The 19207-nt window shown below is 46.3% G+C and carries 14 protein-coding genes and 1 other annotated feature; of the genes, 4 read left to right on the top strand and 10 right to left on the bottom strand.

The features are described from left to right. Positions 1–100 precede the first annotated feature (100 nt). Positions 101–2071: a sensor domain-containing diguanylate cyclase gene (locus LCF57_RS04230; RefSeq protein ID WP_225999593.1), complete on the bottom strand. Its 1971-nt coding sequence runs from the start codon at positions 2069–2071 to the stop codon at positions 101–103. A 436-nt stretch (positions 2072–2507) separates the two neighbouring features. On the opposite strand from LCF57_RS04230, the gene rpsD reads away from it, so the two are divergent. Next, positions 2508–3107 (top strand): 30S ribosomal protein S4, encoded by a 600-nt coding sequence (gene rpsD / locus LCF57_RS04225; protein WP_007431033.1) that lies wholly within the window; start codon positions 2508–2510, stop codon positions 3105–3107. A gap of 78 nt (positions 3108–3185) precedes the next feature. On the opposite strand, the gene LCF57_RS04220 is transcribed toward rpsD, so the two are convergent. Beyond that, positions 3186–4055: an AraC family transcriptional regulator gene (locus tag LCF57_RS04220; protein WP_225999592.1), complete on the bottom strand. Its 870-nt coding sequence runs from the start codon at positions 4053–4055 to the stop codon at positions 3186–3188. A gap of 205 nt (positions 4056–4260) precedes the next feature. Next, on the bottom strand, positions 4261–5514 hold the full coding sequence (tyrS, locus tag LCF57_RS04215; RefSeq protein WP_225999591.1) for a tyrosine--tRNA ligase: 1254 nt from the start codon (positions 5512–5514) through the stop codon (positions 4261–4263). Positions 5515–5581: 67 nt separating this feature from the next. Then, positions 5582–5848 (bottom strand) — a binding site (T-box leader). Between the two features lie 135 nt (positions 5849–5983). Here tyrS and LCF57_RS04210 point away from each other — a divergent pair. Further along, entirely contained in the window at positions 5984–9007 is a 3024-nt protein-coding gene (locus LCF57_RS04210) for a penicillin-binding protein 1A (RefSeq protein ID WP_225999590.1), read from the top strand. A 91-nt stretch (positions 9008–9098) separates the two neighbouring features. Here the strand turns inward: LCF57_RS04210 and acsA are convergent, their stop codons facing one another. Beyond that, the gene (acsA, locus tag LCF57_RS04205) at positions 9099–10814 is read right to left on the bottom strand and encodes an acetate--CoA ligase (RefSeq protein ID WP_225999589.1); all 1716 of its coding nucleotides are present in this window, start codon (positions 10812–10814) and stop codon (positions 9099–9101) included. Positions 10815–11062: 248 nt separating this feature from the next. Between acsA and LCF57_RS04200 the strand changes: the two genes are divergently transcribed. Then, positions 11063–11695, top strand: a complete 633-nt coding sequence (locus tag LCF57_RS04200) for a GNAT family N-acetyltransferase (protein ID WP_225999588.1) — start codon at positions 11063–11065, stop codon at positions 11693–11695. Positions 11696–11705: 10 nt separating this feature from the next. Here the strand turns inward: LCF57_RS04200 and LCF57_RS04195 are convergent, their stop codons facing one another. From LCF57_RS04195 to LCF57_RS04180, 4 genes are all read right to left on the bottom strand, one after another. Further along, positions 11706–12404: a 5'-methylthioadenosine/adenosylhomocysteine nucleosidase gene (locus LCF57_RS04195; protein WP_225999587.1), complete on the bottom strand. Its 699-nt coding sequence runs from the start codon at positions 12402–12404 to the stop codon at positions 11706–11708. 116 nt (positions 12405–12520) lie between these two features. Then, on the bottom strand, positions 12521–13528 hold the full coding sequence (ccpA, locus tag LCF57_RS04190) for a catabolite control protein A (protein WP_025717807.1): 1008 nt from the start codon (positions 13526–13528) through the stop codon (positions 12521–12523). A gap of 106 nt (positions 13529–13634) precedes the next feature. Then, positions 13635–13976 carry a bacillithiol system redox-active protein YtxJ gene (gene ytxJ / locus LCF57_RS04185; RefSeq protein ID WP_225999586.1) on the bottom strand — a complete coding sequence of 114 codons (342 nt, stop codon included), beginning with the start codon at positions 13974–13976 and terminating at the stop codon, positions 13635–13637. Between the two features lie 101 nt (positions 13977–14077). Continuing rightward, on the bottom strand, positions 14078–14524 hold the full coding sequence (locus LCF57_RS04180; protein ID WP_225999585.1) for a hypothetical protein: 447 nt from the start codon (positions 14522–14524) through the stop codon (positions 14078–14080). Between the two features lie 329 nt (positions 14525–14853). Here LCF57_RS04180 and LCF57_RS04175 point away from each other — a divergent pair, with 329 nt between their 5' ends. Continuing rightward, complete coding sequence (locus tag LCF57_RS04175) at positions 14854–15390, top strand: type 1 glutamine amidotransferase domain-containing protein (RefSeq protein ID WP_225999584.1); 537 nt, start codon at positions 14854–14856, stop codon at positions 15388–15390. A 90-nt stretch (positions 15391–15480) separates the two neighbouring features. Here the strand turns inward: LCF57_RS04175 and ptsP are convergent, their stop codons facing one another. Both ptsP and LCF57_RS04165 read right to left on the bottom strand, forming a co-directional pair. Further along, entirely contained in the window at positions 15481–17226 is a 1746-nt protein-coding gene (gene ptsP, locus LCF57_RS04170; RefSeq protein WP_225999583.1) for a phosphoenolpyruvate--protein phosphotransferase, read from the bottom strand. After that, positions 17223–19106: a glucose PTS transporter subunit IIA gene (locus tag LCF57_RS04165; RefSeq protein ID WP_225999582.1), complete on the bottom strand. Its 1884-nt coding sequence runs from the start codon at positions 19104–19106 to the stop codon at positions 17223–17225. The genes ptsP and LCF57_RS04165 overlap by 4 nt, the downstream gene beginning before the upstream one ends. Between the last annotated feature and the right edge of the window lie 101 nt (positions 19107–19207).

Raw genomic sequence — 19207 nt, 5'->3', positions numbered from 1 at the left:
ACGTTATAGCTACGATTAGGATTTCCTGTCTGCAATGAGTTATGCAGGACAAAAAAGAGAACATTCCGTAAGGAACATTCTCTATGCACTGCCTGCATTATCAATCGCAAACTATTCGATTACGCCCTTCATTTTTCGCCCCATACAGCGCCATATCCGCCCTATAAAACAAAGATTCCATGCTGATCTGCTCGTCTAACCAATTCCATTCAGCAATTCCGCAGGAAACAGTTACTGGGGGCTCGGTTTCATGCTCTACGCGATAACGTATCTTCTCCGCATATTGGAGGGCCTGCTGTACACCCAGTTGTGGCAAATAGATTGCTAGCTCTTCGCCGCCCCATCTGGCACATACATCCTCATCACGAGTCGTGGAACGGACGATATCACTAACGCTTTTCAAAATTTCGTCACCCGTCTGATGCCCATATGTATCATTCACCTGTTTGAATTGATCGATATCCACCAAAATAAGCGATCCACAGAAATCCTTTTCCTGATGCTGCTGAATGCATTGATCCACATAATGACGTACATACAGACCTGTTAACATATCCATATTGGCCAACCGTCGCACCTCAGCATGCAGCATGGCATTGGTTACCGCCAGCCCGATATGGGGAGCCAGCATTTGCAGCATCTTGTAATTATCATAAGAGAAAAAGTTCGGAAGCTTGCTGGACAGTAGGATAACTCCTCTAGGAGTGCCGCTGGTTTTCATAGGTACAGCCATCAAAGATAGAGAATCCGTCAAATCCATAAACTTTGAGGATATCTTCCCTTCTTTTCTATAGTCTGACACAATAACAGGTTCTCCTGTTTTACGCACTAATCCAGCAAAACCTTCATCACAAGGGTAACTGTGCAGCCTTATACTTTCCACATTGCTCGACGTGACTTTATAATAAGTTTCTTCCTGATCAAGCTGCACAATACAGCAAAAGTCAGCCATGAACATTTGTAATAGCTCCTGCATGGCAAACTCAAACACTTCATTTAACTTCAGACTTTGATTTAAGCGCTGAACCAGCTCATTAATGAGACGCAATTCATGGATAAGTACATTCGATTGCTCCAGTAGCTTGGCATTTTCAAATGCAGTGCCAGCTGTATCCGCCATCATAGCGATCAGTTCTACATCCACTTTCTTCATACTATCCGAACCCGATGGAAGAATCATATGGAAAACACCGTATACGCCTTGCTTCCCACGTAGTGGGATGCCGATCTCAGTCACTTCATTTTGTGTGCCAACAGGCTCATTCACAGTCATTTGCCCCTTCATAAATGCAAGCACACATACATCTTCGTCCCGTTCATGCAGCAGCAATGGTTTGACCTGTGGATTGCGACTGTGCCGATCCTGACTCATGTACAACGTAATATCCACATGGGGAAAGAAATAAGCGATGCTATCAAATACTTCGTCCAGCACGCCTTCCACATCAATTTTGTCATGCAGCCGCTTTACAATCTGAAATAAAATAGAGCGACGTCTGCCTTCACGATCACTTCGATTCTGCACTCCAAGAATATCTTCCATAAATATATACTCAAACTTCGAATAAAAGCAGGATCTAAAATGTAAAGCAGCCGCCAACAAAGCATCTTGCTCAGTAAAAACATGCTGTGTGGACCGTGTAAAACGAAGAGCAGCGAATGGCTCCCTCTTATGATTTCGACAAAGTATGGGAACCATGTATACAAATGCAAGACTTCCGTCGCGGAGTTTGCGCTGACTCACTTCTATCTCTCTGGAAAAGCAGCAGCGTTCGACTAACCCCAAATCCTCATCGTCGTCCTCTTCCCTACCAGTAACCCGAACACCTGTAAAATTAAAAACAGCAGTATCTTCTTCATTAATCCAAGATATACCCTTGCTCTGCTGCAACCAGTTCCGATATCCTTGAACAAGAAGCTGGTTAATATAGGGGAAGTCATAGGGTGTCATATCCATGATCTGGAGCCAGGCAAAAGACGTATATCCTTTATCATCAAACAGCGGAGCACCGCTAGCCTGGACTGTTGTACCGTCAAGCGTTTGCTGATCCGTTGTTGAAAATTCCGACATATTAAGGCGCTCCTTCACAGCAAAATTAGCTGTACCAAGACAGCGGCTATACACCACTATAGCTCGTAATATGCTCTATTTTACTCTCAACTCTAGAAATTTGCATCCATTTTTCAGAAATCCGTCCCATTTTTTTAGTTCTTAAGCCCTATCGACAAATTTTGACGTTTTCATTCTTTTTCTCTTCTTGACATTGACCCACTCTTACGTATAGTATATATTATTGAAAAAGACTGTGCGGCAGAATTATCTACTGTGCGGATCTTAAATTTTGGGCGTAACAGTTTGTGTCACCCTCATCTTTTTTGTTGCTGACAGGACAGCGGCTGAACTTTTCTGTCAGTAGTGCGTCTCACCTTGATTGGTAGCGCCGAACAAATTGGAGCGCAAAGAGAGCCCCAACTCAAATTTTAATTATGAAGGAGTTAACTCTATAATGGCACGTTACACTGGTCCTAAATTTAAATTAAGCCGTCGTCTCGGTATTTCCCTGAGCGGCACAGGTAAAGAATTGAAACGCCCTTTCCCTCCGGGACAACATGGTGCAAACCAACGGAGAAAAATCAGTAACTACGGTATGCAGCTTCAAGAAAAACAAAAGCTGCGCCACATGTACGGCTTGGGTGAAAAACAATTCCGTACCCTGTTCAACAAAGCTCAACACATGCATGGTATCGCTGGTGAGAACTTCATGTTCTTGCTGGAAAGCCGCCTGGACAACCTCGTGTTCCGTCTTGGCTTTGCTAACTCCCGTGCAGGCGCACGTCAATTGGTAGCTCACGGTCACGTTACTGTGAACGGTAAAAAAGTTGACATCGCTTCTTACCAAGTAAGCCCTGGCGACGTGATCGGTCTTCGTGAAAGAAGTCGTTCCCTGTCTTCCATTAAAGAAGCTTTGGAAAACCGCAACCACTTGGCTGCTTACCTGGAGTACAATGACGCTGCTCTGGAAGGTAAATACATTCGTTTGCCTGAGCGTGGTGAATTGTCCCAAGATATCGATGAAAAACAAATCGTCGAATTCTACAACCGCTAATCCTTGCATTAGCACCGAAAAGCACCCGAACTTTGTTCGGGTGCTTTTTATATTCCCCATGCATCGAACCTGAGGGTTTTATTCAATGGGAATGTATACCTTCATACTCAAATGATCAGGATAGGAGGAATTCATCACGTCCGTAATTTCAAAATCAGGACCCTCTCTCCGTTCAAAATTAGAATTAGGAAGCCATGTGCCGTAGATAAAGTTTCGTATATTCTGAACCCGTCCATTTAAACCTGAAGCGTCAAATTCAGCATACTTTCCTGCTGGAATCTCCATATATATGAAACCTTCTGCCAGTTCTTTCGATTCCTTTTCAACTGCCTCGCCCACCACAAATGAAAATGCACCGCTGTCTTCAAATTGGCAGGCAATCCCATATGACATTCCCGGTGCGGCTTTGTTCGGAATACACATAAAATATTCATTTGCTCCAAAGTGTTCATAAAATCCTGGGATTTCTTTATAATGCTGCTCATTGTTCAGATTGGTTTTATATTCATATCCTATAATTTTGATCGTTTCGAGTTGCAATATTATCGGCTTATTCACATCCAAATCCCCCTTCGTATTTTTTTGGTAATCCAGAAAATTGATTTTGCTTTGCCCGGGAAACTCAATATCACCGTTACGATATTTCCCAGGGGTGATACCAAAACTCTTTTCAAAAGCGCGGGTAAAAGCTTCTTGCGAGTTGTACTGATACTCAATAGCGATGTCCAATACCTTTTGATTGGATTGTTTTAGCCGTCCAGCCGCCTCGGACAATCTTCTCCTCCTTATATATTGTTGAACCGTAAAACCCGAAATGGCCTGAAAAACCCGCTGGAAATGAAAGGCTGAAAAGCAAGCTTGTGAAGCAATCTCGGTAATTTTTAAATCCTCTCGAAGATTCAATTCAATAAACTCAATCGCACACTGAATTCGTTTAAAATAGTCCATATAACCCTTCCCCGTATTGTATTTGTTCTGGTCATCTTTCCCTACACCCAAATTGTGCAAGCCCACACAACCATTATGTATAATTCTGGACCTGCTTGTTTGATTATTTGTGCTAAGTTTACCACGGCTTTTCTTGCTGAAGGAATAAAAAAAGCAACGCAGAGATGCTATACAGATCTCAGCGCTGCTTGTAAATGTATTCTAATTAAGCGAGCTTGATTTTAGCAAATTTTCGTTTACCTACCTGAACAATGTCTCCTTCCTGCGGCGTGTACGCCTCGTTTACATCGGCCCACTTCTCTTCATTAATTTTGACCGAACCCTGCTGAATACTACGTTTCGCTTCACCATTAGATGCCGCAAAGCCCAGAAGAGTCAGTAGTTGAATCATACGAATTCCGCCTTCTTCCAAGTGATCAGCCGTCAAGGTGAACTCTTCGATGTCATCAGGCAGCGCACGCTGCTGGAACACAGTTACAAAATGCTGCTTAGCCGCTTCTGCCGCTTCCTCACCATGATACATGCGCACTAGCGTTCCGGCCAGCCTCATTTTAGCATCACGTGGATGTACTGAACCATCCTCAATGCCTTGTGCCAGCTTGGCAAGCTCCTCATTGTTGATATCCGTTGCAAGCTCAAAATATTTCAGCATCAGCTCATCTGGAACGGACATCGATTTCCCGTATATTTCGTTCGGCTCCTCGTCAACACCAATGTAGTTCCCCAAGCTTTTGCTCATCTTCTGCACGCCATCCAGCCCTTCAAGCAATGGCAATGTGATGGTCGACTGCGGCTCTACACCGTATTCTTTTTGCAAAGTTCTGCCCATCAGCAGGTTGAACTTCTGATCCGTCCCTCCCAGCTCAATATCGCTTTTCAGAGCTACCGAATCCATACCCTGCATCAGGGGGTAGAAGAACTCATGAATGCTGATTGGCAAGCCGTTTTGGTATCTTTTTGTAAAATCATCCCGTTCCAGCATGCGGGCAACAGTGACCTTGGCGGACAGGGTTACCACATCAGCAAAAGACATCGGTCCCAACCATTCGGAATTGTAGTATACCTTTGTTTTATCAGGATCAAGAATTTTAAAGATTTGTTCTTTGTACGTTTGCGCATTACGCTGTACATCTTCCTCCGTCAGTTGCTTCCGTGTTTCCGATTTACCTGTCGGATCACCGATTCTGCCGGTAAAATCTCCAATAATCAGTTGCACCTGATGCCCCAGTTCCTGAAACTGGCGCAGTTTGTGCATAACAACTGTGTGTCCGATGTGAATATCAGGAGCAGACGGATCAAGACCTAGTTTGATTTTGAGCGGTTCACCGCTTACAACCGACTTGATGACCTTACGCTTCAGCTCATCCTCTGGCACAATTTCCGCTACACCCCGTTGAATCACATCAAGTTGTCGCTCTACCTCTGCCTGTTGCTCAGGCTTCAATTCTTCCCATTTCATTCTGCATTCCTCCTGTTTTATTATCCAAAATATTACATATTAAACAAACCAAAAAGCCCCTTTCATCCCAAGGGACGAGAAGGAGCTGCTCGCGTTACCACCCTAATTAAAGAAACGTATGCCAAAACAAGCGTTTCTTTCACTTCATTTCTATAACGGGTCTACACCCGGTACTGGATTACTATCATCGTCTTCGCAAATCTGCAAAGGCTTTCCATTCATCCAGACAGCTCCAGACGGTAATTCGAAAATGGGACGCTACCGATTCACACCATCCATCGGCTCTCTGCACAACGTGATTCCACCTTCTACTGAAGTCTTTCTCTGCTTTTCACGATATTTACTTTGACCTATTTATAACACACTGCTTTTGTGTAGTCAACGACACCAAAAGACAGGCTTTTTAGCATATGGGTTCATTTTGTAATTTTATGCTATAATAATGGCTGTTATAAAGGAGGAAGACTTAATGGTTGAAGAAAAAAACAGGGTATCAGAGCCAAAGCCTTCCCGCTTACGGACAACCATGCGAAGGCTCGGCCGTGTCATAAAGTGGGTCATCATCATCGGTTGTATGGGGGCACTGTTCGCAGGAGGAGCCGCCGCCGGCTATGTAGCCTCTATTGTCAAAAACGAGCCGGTCCGTTCCAGATCCATGATTGAACAGGAAGTAAATAAGAATGCAATAACGGGCTTCGCTTATTTCAATGATGGCTCTCCCATCGGACAACTCCGGACAGAGGAAGATCGTCGGCCTGTAACGTTTAAGGAAATTCCCCAACTCGTCATTGACGCAGTCATTGCTATTGAGGATAACCATTTTTACGAGCATAATGGTGTCGATTTGTCAGGGACGCTACGTGCTGTCAAACAAAAAGCACTGCATGAGTCCGTACAAACCGGGGGGAGCACCCTGACTCAGCAGCTTGCGCGTCGTGTTTTTCTGAATCTCGATCGCACGGATGACCGTAAGGTCAAGGAAATTCTGCTGTCTCTGCGCCTTGAGCGTTTCCTGAGTAAGCAGCAGATTATTACAGCCTACCTCAATAAAGTACCTTTTGGGAACGGCTCAAGCGGTTACAACGTCTTTGGCATCAAAGCAGCCGCCAAAGGTATTTTTAACGAAAATGATCTAAATAAGCTCAATGTGGCCCAGGCCGCCTATCTGGCAGGACTGCCGCAGCTTCCTTCTTCATATTCTGCTTTCAACGGTAAGGGCGAGTTTAATGAATCCGGCTTTAAAAGAGCACTAAACCGTCAGCACCTGGTGCTCAGTCGAATGCTGGAGGAAAATAAAATCAATAAAGCACAGTATGATGAAGCAATGGCTTTTGATATTAAAAAATCACTTGCACCTCGCACTGTTAAAGCTTATAACACCTATCCATACCTTATGATGGAAACAGAACGGCAAGCCGCGCAGGCACTTATGTCCGTCACAAATCCGGGCCAAGCGGCCAATGCTGGTGCAGATACCAAGACCAAGGATGACAACGACTTGCTCAAAGAGGCTGAACAACAGCTTCGCACGGGCGGCTATATGGTCTACACCACCATTGATAAGAGCGTATACAAATCCATGCGCCAAATTGCAGAAAATAAGGACAACTTCTCTGCCACCAGTAAAACCAAGGGTGATGAGCAAGCAGCAGCCATTTTGATTCAGCATAAGACAGGCGCGATTCTCGGGATGATGGAAGGTCGGGACTTCCAAAAGGAACAGATGAATTATGCTACTCAGATGGTGCGTCAGCCGGGATCGGCTATGAAGCCTATTGCCGCCTATCTTCCTGCATTGGACAGTGGTCTTGTACAGCCCGGCAGCATCGTGGACGACGCTCCTATTATTTTGAAAGATGGCAGCAACGGATATCATATCCCGAAAAATGCTAACAATCGCTATCAAGGATTGGTTACAGCCCGTTATGCACTGAATCAATCGCTAAACACGATAGCGCTCAAGCTGTTTAACGAAAAAGTAGGAATTAGCAAGGCCTGGGCTTTCGCCAAAAAGTTGGGCATCACTACCTTGGAACCGAGTGATAATAACGCCCAAACGGGTGTGCTTGGCGGCTTGGCCCACGGGGTAACCGTTGAGGAACTAACGAATGCTTATGGAGCCATTCCTAATGGCGGTGTATTTAACGACGCTTATATGATTGAAAAGATTGTAGATTCGCAAGGCAATATTGTGTACAAGCATCAGCCTAATCCTGTGCAAGCCTTCACACCTCAAACGGCCTATCTGATGACGGATATGTTGCGTACAGCGGTGTCGGAAGGTACAGGCAGACTGGTAAAGCGTAACTTTAATCAAGCTGGCAAGATTCCGATTGCCGGCAAGACAGGTACTACACAATCCTATACCGATGTTTGGTTCGAGGGATTTACGCCTGACGTTACGCTGGGTGTATGGGTCGGTTACAAGCAGCCAGTTAATAAGCTTGAAACAAAAGCACAAAAAGAGCGTGCACGTCGCTTATGGGCTCTTATTATGAATGAAGTAACGGCTAAAGATTCCCAGCTGTTCCAAACGGACAGCTTCAAGAGACCTGACGGAATTGTAAGCCGTACAGCATCTGCGTATGGTTCGGATATTTACAACAGTAAGTATTTACCCAAAAACAGTGAAAATGGTGTTACCCGTGCCAAATATATTACCTATCAAGGTGTGAATTACATTCCACGCGATGGTACACCGGATGATATGGTGTATGAACGAACTGTTCGAAAAAGGGAAAAACCGATCTCAGAGTTGATTAAAGAGCTTGAGCGGGCCTTTTCCGTGATGAAACGACATAACTCGTTGTCCTACTATCTGCCTGAGGATGCAGATAAGGAAGCCCCTACTCACGTAGACCCACGCAAAGACGACGGCGCAGCCCCTAATGCTCCATCCAACGTCAGCGTTAGCTACAGCGATGGAAAAGCTATGATCAGCTTTAGTCCAAGTGGAAACAGTGACGTCGTAGGATATCGTCTCTACCGTTCTACGGATGGCGGCAGTTTCCAACGGCTTGGCAAGGTCGTCATGGCTGATGGCTCCAAGGTGTTCTCTGACAGTCCAGGGGGCAGTAGTTCCAGCTATTACGTGACCGCCGTGGATGTAGGCGGACATGAGTCCGGGCCAAGTGCCAATGCAAACGCAGCACCTGTAGTGCCACCTGTGGATTCTGAGTCCCCAGCCGTACCGGGTGAGGGAGATGGAACCGGTAAGCAGCCTACAGAGGTTCCTACCGCTCCTGAACAGCCTCAGGCTAAAGCAGCAGGCTCGTCTGTAGCGCTCCAATGGAGTGCTGGAAAGCCTACGGACGCGGTTACAGGCTATAACGTGTATTACAGTGAAACCGGTGCGGAACCCTTTGCAAACATAGGCTCTACCGCATCTAACAGCTTTGAATATAAAGGACGTAAAAAACCCAAAGGCTGGTTCCGTATCACTTCCATAAATGCCATGGGTGAATCGGCTCCTTCAGGAGCTGTCCGTCCATAAGATTCATGGTTCTTTCCAACAAAAGGGGAGTCACCTTAGCCAAAATGGCTTTGGAGACTCCCCTTTTTTACTCTATTATAAATAGCAATATTTAATCCTCTATGGTAGACAAATCACCTGTAGGAAGATTAAGCTCCCAGGCCTTCAACACACGTCTCATAATTTTGCCGGAACGGGTCTTGGGCAGCTTTTCCTTAAATTCAATTTCGCGTGGAGCAGCATGGGCAGACAGCCCCTCCTTGACAAAGCGGTAGATATCCTGCTGTAAAGCCTCAGAAGGTGTATAGCCTTCACGCAGTGCGACAAACGCTTTAATAATCTCTCCTCGCACGGTATCTGGTTTTCCAATAACTCCAGCCTCCGCTACAGCCGGATGCTCCAGAAGCTTGCTCTCGACCTCAAAAGGACCTATTCGCTCCCCCGAGGAATTAATGACATCATCAATCCGTCCCTGAAACCAGAAATAACCGTCCTCATCCATATAGGCAGAGTCACCAGACACATACCAACCGGGAAAGCGGAAATACTCCTGATACTTGTTCGGGTTATTCCATATACGGCTCATCATGGATGGCCACGGTGTACGGATTGCCAAATGCCCCATCCGGTTAGGAGGCAACACCTGTCCTTTGTCGTCCAGAATGGCAGCCTGAATACCAGGAAGTGGCTTCCCCATCGAACCTGGCTTAATCGGCAGCTCAGGGTAATTACAGATCAATTGCCCCCCCGTTTCTGTCATCCACCATGTATCGTGAATGCGCTGCGTATACACCTGCCAGCCCCATCTTACCACTTCGGGATTGAGCGGTTCTCCCACGGATAACACATGCCGCAGGCTGCCAAGATCATACTTGGCAACAACCTGCTCACCTGCGCTCATCAGCATCCGAAATGCTGTAGGAGCGCTATACCATATGGTCACTTCGTGACGCTCAATCGTCCGGTACCAGTCCTCCGGGCTGAAACGACCTCCACGAATGACATTCGTCGCTCCATTCAGCCATGGAGCAAAAATGCCATATGATGTTCCTGTGACCCAGCCTGGATCAGCAGTACACCAATACACATCATCTTCTCGCAGATCCAGCACCATCTTTCCAGTATAATAATGCTGAATCATCGCATTTTGTACATGATATACACCTTTCGGCTTGCCTGTGGAGCCTGACGTATAATGAATGATTAATCCATCCTCACGACTCAGCCATTCAGGTTCAAGCTCTTCTGAGGATGTAAGCATTTCCGTTTCAAAATCAATAATCCCTTGCTCTCGTTCGTCCATATCACCAACCACAAAAATATGTCGTAGTTCAGGAAGCTCCTCGCGTTTTACCCGTGAAAGAAGTGCAGGTGTGGTCACTAGCGCCACCGCCCCGCTATCCTCCAGCCGATCCTTGACCGCTGTTTCCATAAATGCCTCAAACAAAGGACCGACAACGGCCCCTACCTTCAAAATACCCAGCAAGCTAATCACCAGCTCAGGTGAGCGCGGCATGAAAATAAACACCCGCTCCCCTTTGCCAATACCGTATTTGCGCAGCACATTACCAAACCGGTTAGAGCTGGCACGAAGCTGAGAAAAGGTATAAGATTCATCACGACTTGCATCACAATACAAAAGTGCCGTTTTCTCACCACGGCCTTCCTCTACATGTCGATCAATGGCTTCATGTGCCATGTTCACCTTGCCTGTTTCATACCACGTAAAATGACGTTCTGCGTCTTCCCACTGAAATCGGTTGTAAGCTTGTTCGTACGGGCCCATGTTGGATGTGGGAACTACAGCCTGGAGTTCTTCAATCTTCATGCATACAGCCTCCTCATAATAGGATATTGAGAATTGCACAGAACAAGATAACGCTTACAAATTCAACGAAAGCAAATGTACCCCTTTGGTTTAATAACTAATTTAAAGGATCTAATTGTGAACATTTTATGTTTAAAACAGTATATCATAGATGAGGATGTGACGACCATACTTTTCATTTATTTGTTTTTTTGTTATAAGTAGGGGATATGGAGAGCTAGCTGATGGTAAACAAGGAGGCTACACGCATGCAGCATTTAAAACTGTACCACTTGGACACGCTGGATCATAACGGACAAACAATCTATGTAGAGGGACCGGTATCCGCTGATCAACTGCGTTCATTTCAAATGCATACACAATTAGACGCCTTTCGTAAACCAAAGGAACAATTCGAAGCGCTGGTGGAAATTTCGGAACTGCCGGAAGGCAGAATTGTCATTGCCCATGATGGAGAAACCCTTCTGGGATACGTGACCTTCCACTACCCGGATGAGCTGGAACGCTGGTCCGAAGCAGGCATGAAGGACTTGCTGGAGCTTGGAGCCATTGAGGTCGCTGACGACTATCGCGGACTGGGCTTGGGTAGTCGGATGATTCGGATTGCCTTTGAGGACGGACAGCTTGAATCCTATATTATTTTTACGACCGAGTACTATTGGCACTGGGATTTAAAGGGCAGCGGCCTCTCCGTATGGGAGTACCGCCGCATGATGGAACGTCTGATGAAAACCGTAGATATGGTCTGGTACGCCACGGATGATCCTGAAATATGCTCACATCCAGCGAACTGTCTGATGGTACGAATGGGAGAAGATGTCCCTCTCGCTTCACGAGAACAGTTTGACCGCATCCGGTTTGTACGAAGATTCATGTACTAAAATGGCACCCTTAGCCTAAATGCTTGAGCATGTACTCTACAATACGATGCGAGCGATGTGATGCTTCTACCGTAAATTCGGCATAATTAACGTGAGCCGAGCCGTCGGCCTTATCTGACATCGAACGCAGGACAATATAAGGCACAGCGTTCATATGAGCCGTCTGAGCCACAGCCGCACCCTCCATCTCGGTACAAGCGCCGCCCATTTCCTGATGCAGTGCAGTTACCAACTCACGACTTGCGACAAATTGATCGCCGGAAAGGACCTTGCCGACAATATAACGATCATCAAACGATATGCAGGCTTGTTCAGCCAGGCGGACAAGCTCGGAATCAGCGGCGAATTCCGACGTATCCTGATAAGGAATGACCCCTCTGGCATAACCCAAAGCCGTCACATCCACATCATGCTGCATACATGTTGATGAGATGACAATATCCCCAATGTTTAAATCGGGGTGTACTGCCCCTGCTACGCCCGTGAAAATAATCTGGTCCACGCCAAAGCGATCAATCAGGATTTGGGTAGTTACCGCAGCATTGACCTTGCCGACACCGGATTTGCATACGACCACCTTCCGTCCGTGAATGATTCCTGTAGTGTACGTGATTCCGGCCTTGATGGTCTTGCTTGCTTCTGTCATCGCTGCCAGCAGCAATTCAATTTCTTCATCCATAGCACCCATTAATCCATAAATCCGGCTCATTTCGCATCCCTCTATTCTTAGTTTGATGATGGTATATTCACACGAAAAATTATGTATCCGTGAAAAAAGCTCCATTAAAGGAGCTTTCATCAAATATATCTTGTTGCGTACTGCGCTTAGTCTAGATAATTAACGGACAACCGCAAAATCGTTTCATGCGGTAAAATGACACGAGAATTATCCACATTTTCCTTTTTCATCAGTTTGGTCAGCAATCGCATCGCTACCGCGCCCAGATCGTACATCGGTTGTGCTACGGTTGTCAACTGAGGACGTACCATGGAAGCCATGCGAATATTGTCCACACTGATCACGGAAAAATCATCAGGTACTTTCAAGCCTTCATCCTGAATGCTATGAATAGCACCAATCGCCATTTCATCTGTAGCAGCAAAAATCGCGCTTGGCTTCTTCTTTAAGCCCAGGAAGTATTTCATAGCTTCAACACCTGATTCATAGCGGTAGTTCCCGATTCGAACGAGATCCTCTTGATAATCAATTCCAGCAGTTTCCAATGCTCTCTTGTAACCTTGGAAACGTGCATAGCCATTTGCAGGATCTTGAAGCGTACCACTGATCATTGCAATTTGACGGTGACCGTGGCGAATCAATGTGTTTACCGCATCAAAAGCAGCTGCTTCATGGTCAATATCGACTGAAGGGTAGCTACCTTTTTCATCACTCGTTGCACACAGAACGATAGGAACCGCGGCTGTATGAAATGCCTGAATATGCTCGTCCGTGACTGTGCCGCCCATGAACAAAAGTCCATCTACTTGTTTTTCAAGCAACGTATTGATGACACGAATCTCTTTTTCCTTCCGCTTATCGGCATTACACAAAATAATATTATAGTGATACATATTCGCAATATCCTCAATACCGCGCGCAATCTCTGCAAAAATTGAGTTCGATATATCCGGAATAACCACGCCAACAGTCGTTGTCTTCTTGCTGGCCAGACCTCTAGCCACCGCATTTGGGCGATATCCCAATTGCTCAATCGCTTCGTACACTTTCTTACGTGTCTGAGGTTTTACGTTAGGGTTATTGTTAACTACACGAGACACCGTAGCCATTGAGACACCGGCTTCGCGAGCTACATCATAGATCGTTACCGTCACATTCCTTCTCTCCATTGCCAATAAATTTTCAACCGAATCCTAGATCAACTAATTAGAACCATGATACGACAAAATACTACTTTATGCAACGACAGCACTTCATCACTTAGGTGAGATGATCGTGGAGCGTGCGGGCTGTAATATTCGAATGCGATGTATGCCAAACAGCCTCTCCGTCCTTGATTAAAATGGCCTGCGGCGATTCATGCTTTACCTGAAGCCGATCCGCAGCCTCATTGGATACCGGCCGGTCTTCTACTACATAAATGATACCGTATTCAATACTTTCGTTGGGAGCGGCTTGCAAATAGGACTCCATCTCCTGGTATGCACCTGAACTAATCGGACAACGCGTGCTATGTTTAAAGAGAAGCAACGGCTTGTCTGATGACGCTTCCAGAGCCGAATTTAATTGTTGAACAGTAGTCATTTTCGTCATCGTCGCCATTGGATATACATTCCTTTCTGTGTCTTGTCGTATGGCCTATTCACATCGTAACAAAAAGAACATGTAAAATCCAATGGTGACCATGAAAATTTTCATATTTTTTAGTTTTTTGTATTCGTAAATACCGATTTACTGGTAAAACCGGATAATTGAGTCAATCTTTTCTCTACATCACTCATCCAATCCTCATCTCCGAGACTTCTCGCATAACGATAAAGATCCAGCAAGAGATTAATCCGGAGCTCCATTCGCTCCTCCAGAGAGGATTGCCAGTCCACATGGGGATTGTCTGCTTCCTCCAGCACCAGCTTGCGAATAATCTCGGCAAGCTCATTATTTCGAGCAAAGGAAATTCGCCGGGCCGAGGGTTTATCTCCTAGACTTTGTAGCAGCTCCTTGATGTCCTTCGTCACATGTTGCAAAACCTCACTGGAAAAGCAGGACGGGCATGAAAATACAGGAACGTGCATAATTTCAACCTTACCGGCATAAATCACCTTTCGAAGTTCCAATCCCATCGTTGTACCGCATTGGCATTGCTTATGCATTTAACCACCTCATTACGTAGGATCAAGCTATATGAGGATCTCATCAGAATCCAGATATATCTATCTACTAGTCTATAAAAGCTTTGTTAACTCTATAAAACCTTTCATGCCTTGTTTTATTTCGACTTTAGGGGCTTCAAATCCTTCCACAGTTTGCAGCTATGAACAAATTACCAAAGGATTGGTGGAGTTCATGATGACCAGCTTATTAATAAGATAACTCTGATTGTTGTCCCGAAAGAATGGACTTCGGGCGTTCTTTTTCTTAAGATATAAAGGCAGCTACAAAAACAGCAGTGTCATCATATGACGCGCGAAAGGATGGTTAGATGTCGAGACTTGCCGGAAAAAAGATTATCGCCCTGGTGGATGAGGAATTCGAGGATCTGGAGCTATGGTACCCGGTTTACCGCGTTCGTGAAGAAGGCGCAGAAGTGCATTTAGCCGGTGCTGAAAAGGGTAAAAAATATATTGGAAAATATGGTGTACCTGCTGAAGCAGAATATGCCTTTGAAGAACTGAACAGCAGTGATTACGATGGGATTCTTGTCCCTGGCGGTTGGGCACCTGATAAACTACGCCGCTATCCCAAGGTAATTCAACTCGTACAAGAATTTCACGCCGCGCGTAAACCGATCGGACAAATCTGCCATGCAGGCTGGGTACTGATTTCTGCCAAAATTTTGGACGGCATTACGGTAACCTCCACACCAGGTATCCGTGATGATATGGAGAATGCAGGGGCTATCTGGAAGGACGAGGCTGTTGTGACAGACGGACATATTGTATCTGCTCGTCGTCCACCCGACCTTCCACCTTACGGAAAAGCGTTCTGTGATCTGTTAGCAGACAACAGTCAGAAATAAAAAGAGCACCTTCAAAGCCAAAAATATATTGGTTTGAAGGTGCTTTTTCGTCCTGAGCGACGGCTATGGCTCTCGATGCATTACACAATATTACTGCTGTCCAGGTCCAGCCGGGATACAGTTGACATTAACTTCGGTCAGCTTGTCTTCGATCGCTGTACCAGTAGACATGCCGAAGCAAGCCTGAGCGACGCTCTTCGCCTCGGATGCGGTCGTATTCAGCACACGATGCTTAACCCTTAATAAAGATTGTGGGGACATGCTGAGCTGATGTATACCCAATTCCAGCCACAGAGGAATGGATCGTTCATCCCCAGCCATCTCACCACACACGCTCACATCAATGCCCGCTTGATGTGCCGCTTGTGCTGTCATACGGAGCATCCGCAGCACAGCCGGATGGTATGGATGGTACATATGTGCAATCTGCTCGTTCATGCGGTCCACTGCCAACACATATTGAACCAGATCATTCGTTCCGATACTAAAAAAATCAGTTTCAACCGCCAATAGATCAGCGATCATCGCTGCAGCCGGTACCTCAATCATAATCCCGCGCTGAATGTTCGGATTGTAGGCAAGCCCTCTCGCATCCAAATCCTCCATAGCTTCCTTCAGGAGAGCATCTGCCTGGCGGATTTCCTCGACGGATGAGATCATCGGATACATTACCTTGATATTTCCTGCTGCACTGGCCCGCAAAATTGCAGTCAGCTGAGTTTTGAATAACTCCTTCGCATCAAGACTGATCCGTATAGCTCGGTAGCCTAGAAAAGGATTTTCCTCCTCAGGCAGTTGAAGATAATCCAGCGGTTTATCTCCGCCGATATCCAATGTTCGGATGACTACAGCGTGGCTCCCTGCCTTTTCCGCGATCAGACGATATACTTCATACTGCTCATCTTCATTTGGAGCAGATTTTCGATCCATATATAAAAATTCCGTTCGGAACAGTCCCACTCCTTGAGCGCCATGCTTCAGGGCTGCCTCCAGTTCCTTCACGGAACTAATATTGGCCGCCAGTCTCAGCGAGGTTCCATCTTTGGTCACAGCTTCCACGGAAGCAAGTACCTGTAGCTGTTCTTTTCTGCGCCGCTGCTCATCACGCAATACCTTATAGTGATTAATAACAGGTTTTTCCGGATTCACATACACCTTACCCAGATCTCCGTCGACTACCATCATATCTCCGGTCTGGACAGGCAAATTAAGATTGCTCTCCAAGCCCGAAACGAGCGGTATACCTAGTGCACGGGCCATGATCGCGGAGTGCGACGTTTTACCACCGTTCATGGTCACAATGCCTAACACATAGCTAGGATTCAAGTGAGCCGATTGAGAGGGGGAGAGCTCCTTGGCTACCAATATATAAGGCTGTGTATCCTTCGGCAGAGTGACTTCCGGTGCACCCAGTAGATGCTTAAGCAGCCGATTCCCCACATCCTTAATATCGATCGCCCGCTCCTTCATATATTCATCATCCAATAAATCAAACATCGTCACAAAATGATCAATAGCTTCCTTTACAGCCACCTCGGCTGCCTTGTATTGGCGCTCAATTATTCCGCCGATTTCGTTCATGAACTCTGGATCTTCCAATATCGCAAGATGAGCATCAAAAATGCTGGATTCCTCCGGCCCCACCATTTCTCGAAACTCATCCTTAATAAACTGGATCTCACTTTTGGATGTGCGTATTCCTTCATACAACCGTTCAAATTCCTTCGCAAGATCCACCGCATCCATTTTTTGCTCAGGTAAATCCCACTCCCAGCTCGGCAGGACAAATGCCTTCCCGATTGCCACACCTGCTGCGGCGCCGATGCCTTCTATCATGTTTCTACCCCTCCAACATTCCTGTCATGCAGCACAACGGACATTACCGAGGCCTGACCTTTTTTCACTGTTTTAAACGGAGCAAAGCTCCATGACTTGACGCGATCCGGATTCGTGATGACCATAGGAGTCACCAGTGATGGAGCTTGCTCTCGCAGCGCCTGCAAATCAAATTTGATCAGCAATTGTCCCGGTTCCACCGTATCGCCTGCTTCTACCATAGCAGTAAAATTCCCTTTTAGCTGTGAAGTATCAATCCCGATGTGAAGCAGAACCTCAAGTCCCTCTCGTGTAGAGATGCCTAAAGCGTGCATCGTCGGATATAGGTGCATCACAGTACCATACACCGGTGACACAAGTTCACCGCGTTCAGGAACAAAAGCAACACCGTCTCCGACCAGCTTAGTCGCAAAAATTTTGTCAGGCACTTCATGAATCGGCAGCATTTTTCCATGTACAGGAGCATTGAACAAAATTTGAGGGAGATCACGCTCCATCAACTTCGCAATTTCCTCACGAATCAGCTCTGAATACGTTCCAAAAACGACCTGCAAGTTTCCCCCGCCCAGATTGATAAGCCCGGCCGATCCCAAAGCCTTCATCGCTCCGGTATCAATCAGCCTGTCATTGTGGACAGTCAGCCGCAAACGTGTAATGCAGGCCTCCACCTGCACAATATTTTCCTTCCCGCCGAGCGCTTCCAAAATAAGCGGAGCACTGTAAGGAATATTGCCGGCCCAATCCTCCAAAACCGAACCTTCCTCACGGCCAGGAGTTGGAATGCGGAACCGCCGGATGGCCCACCGAAACAGTACATAATATACAAGGCCATACGCCACTCCCACCGGAATCAGCAACCAGGCGTTATGTGATAGATGAAAATTAAGCACATAATCTATAAAACCCGCCGAATAGGAAAATCCGTGATGAATATCCAGTTCAAAGGTAAGCCACATAGCCAGCCCAGACATGACCGCATGAACGAGGAACAAATAAGGAGCTGCAAACAAAAAGGCAAACTCGATCTGTTCCGATACTCCGGTAAAAAAGCAGACAAGCGCAGCCGTCAAAAACGTTTTTTGCACCTTTGGCTTCAAATCTTCACGCGCTTCCTGAATGATCGCCAGCGCAATGGCAGGGATCGCAAACATCATAATTGGGAACAACCCGGACATAAAATAGCCCGCTGTCGGATCACCGGCAAAAAATCGGGGCAAATCTCCCTGCACGACGTTACCTGACGGCGTTTTGTATGTACCCAGTTGAAACCAAAATATATTATTGAGCAGATGGTGAAGACCAAAGGCCGCCAGCAGCCGGTACAGAATACCGTAAATAAACAGTCCAAAGCCACCCAAGCTCGATTCCAGACCTGCTATAAATTGTAGTCCCCTCTGAATAAACGGAGCTACAACCAGCATAAGTCCTGCAAACACAGCGGAGAACAAGCCAATGAGCAGCAAAACAAAACGGGTACCCCCAAAAAACTGAAGCACCTCGGGCAACTTAATACTTTTAAAACGATTATAGGCGATACCTGAAATGACCCCCAAAATAATACCGATAAGCGTCGCCGGTTGAATGAGTCCGTTTCCAAATCTCAATGTGACCTGATCATATATAGCCATACCAGCTAGCGCCGCCAGTCCCGCCTGACCTGCCTGATTCGACATGCCAAGTGCAACACCAACCGCAAACAGGTAAGGCAAAAAATAAAAAATCCCGTGTCCCGCCGCATTAGCCATATCAGACACCATCGGGAATCCCCACGCGGACCAAGGAAGACTGCCGAGACTTAGCAATATAGCAGCTGCCGGTAGTACCATCGTCGGGAGCATGACAGCACGACCAAGCTGTTGTAAGGATCCGAGCCAATTCATGGCATTCCTCTCCCTTCTATCCCTGATGGTAAGCTGAATAAATACTTTTGTCAAAGCGATGAGTCCGCCTGACAAAAAATATTTACTTACGCTTCTACAGG

Origin of the sequence: Paenibacillus sp. BJ-4 (genome assembly GCF_020404765.1) — a bacterium.
GTDB lineage: Bacteria > Bacillota > Bacilli > Paenibacillales > Paenibacillaceae > Paenibacillus.
Note: the sequence above shows the minus strand (reverse complement) of the source record. Positions and strands in the feature narration are given on the sequence as shown.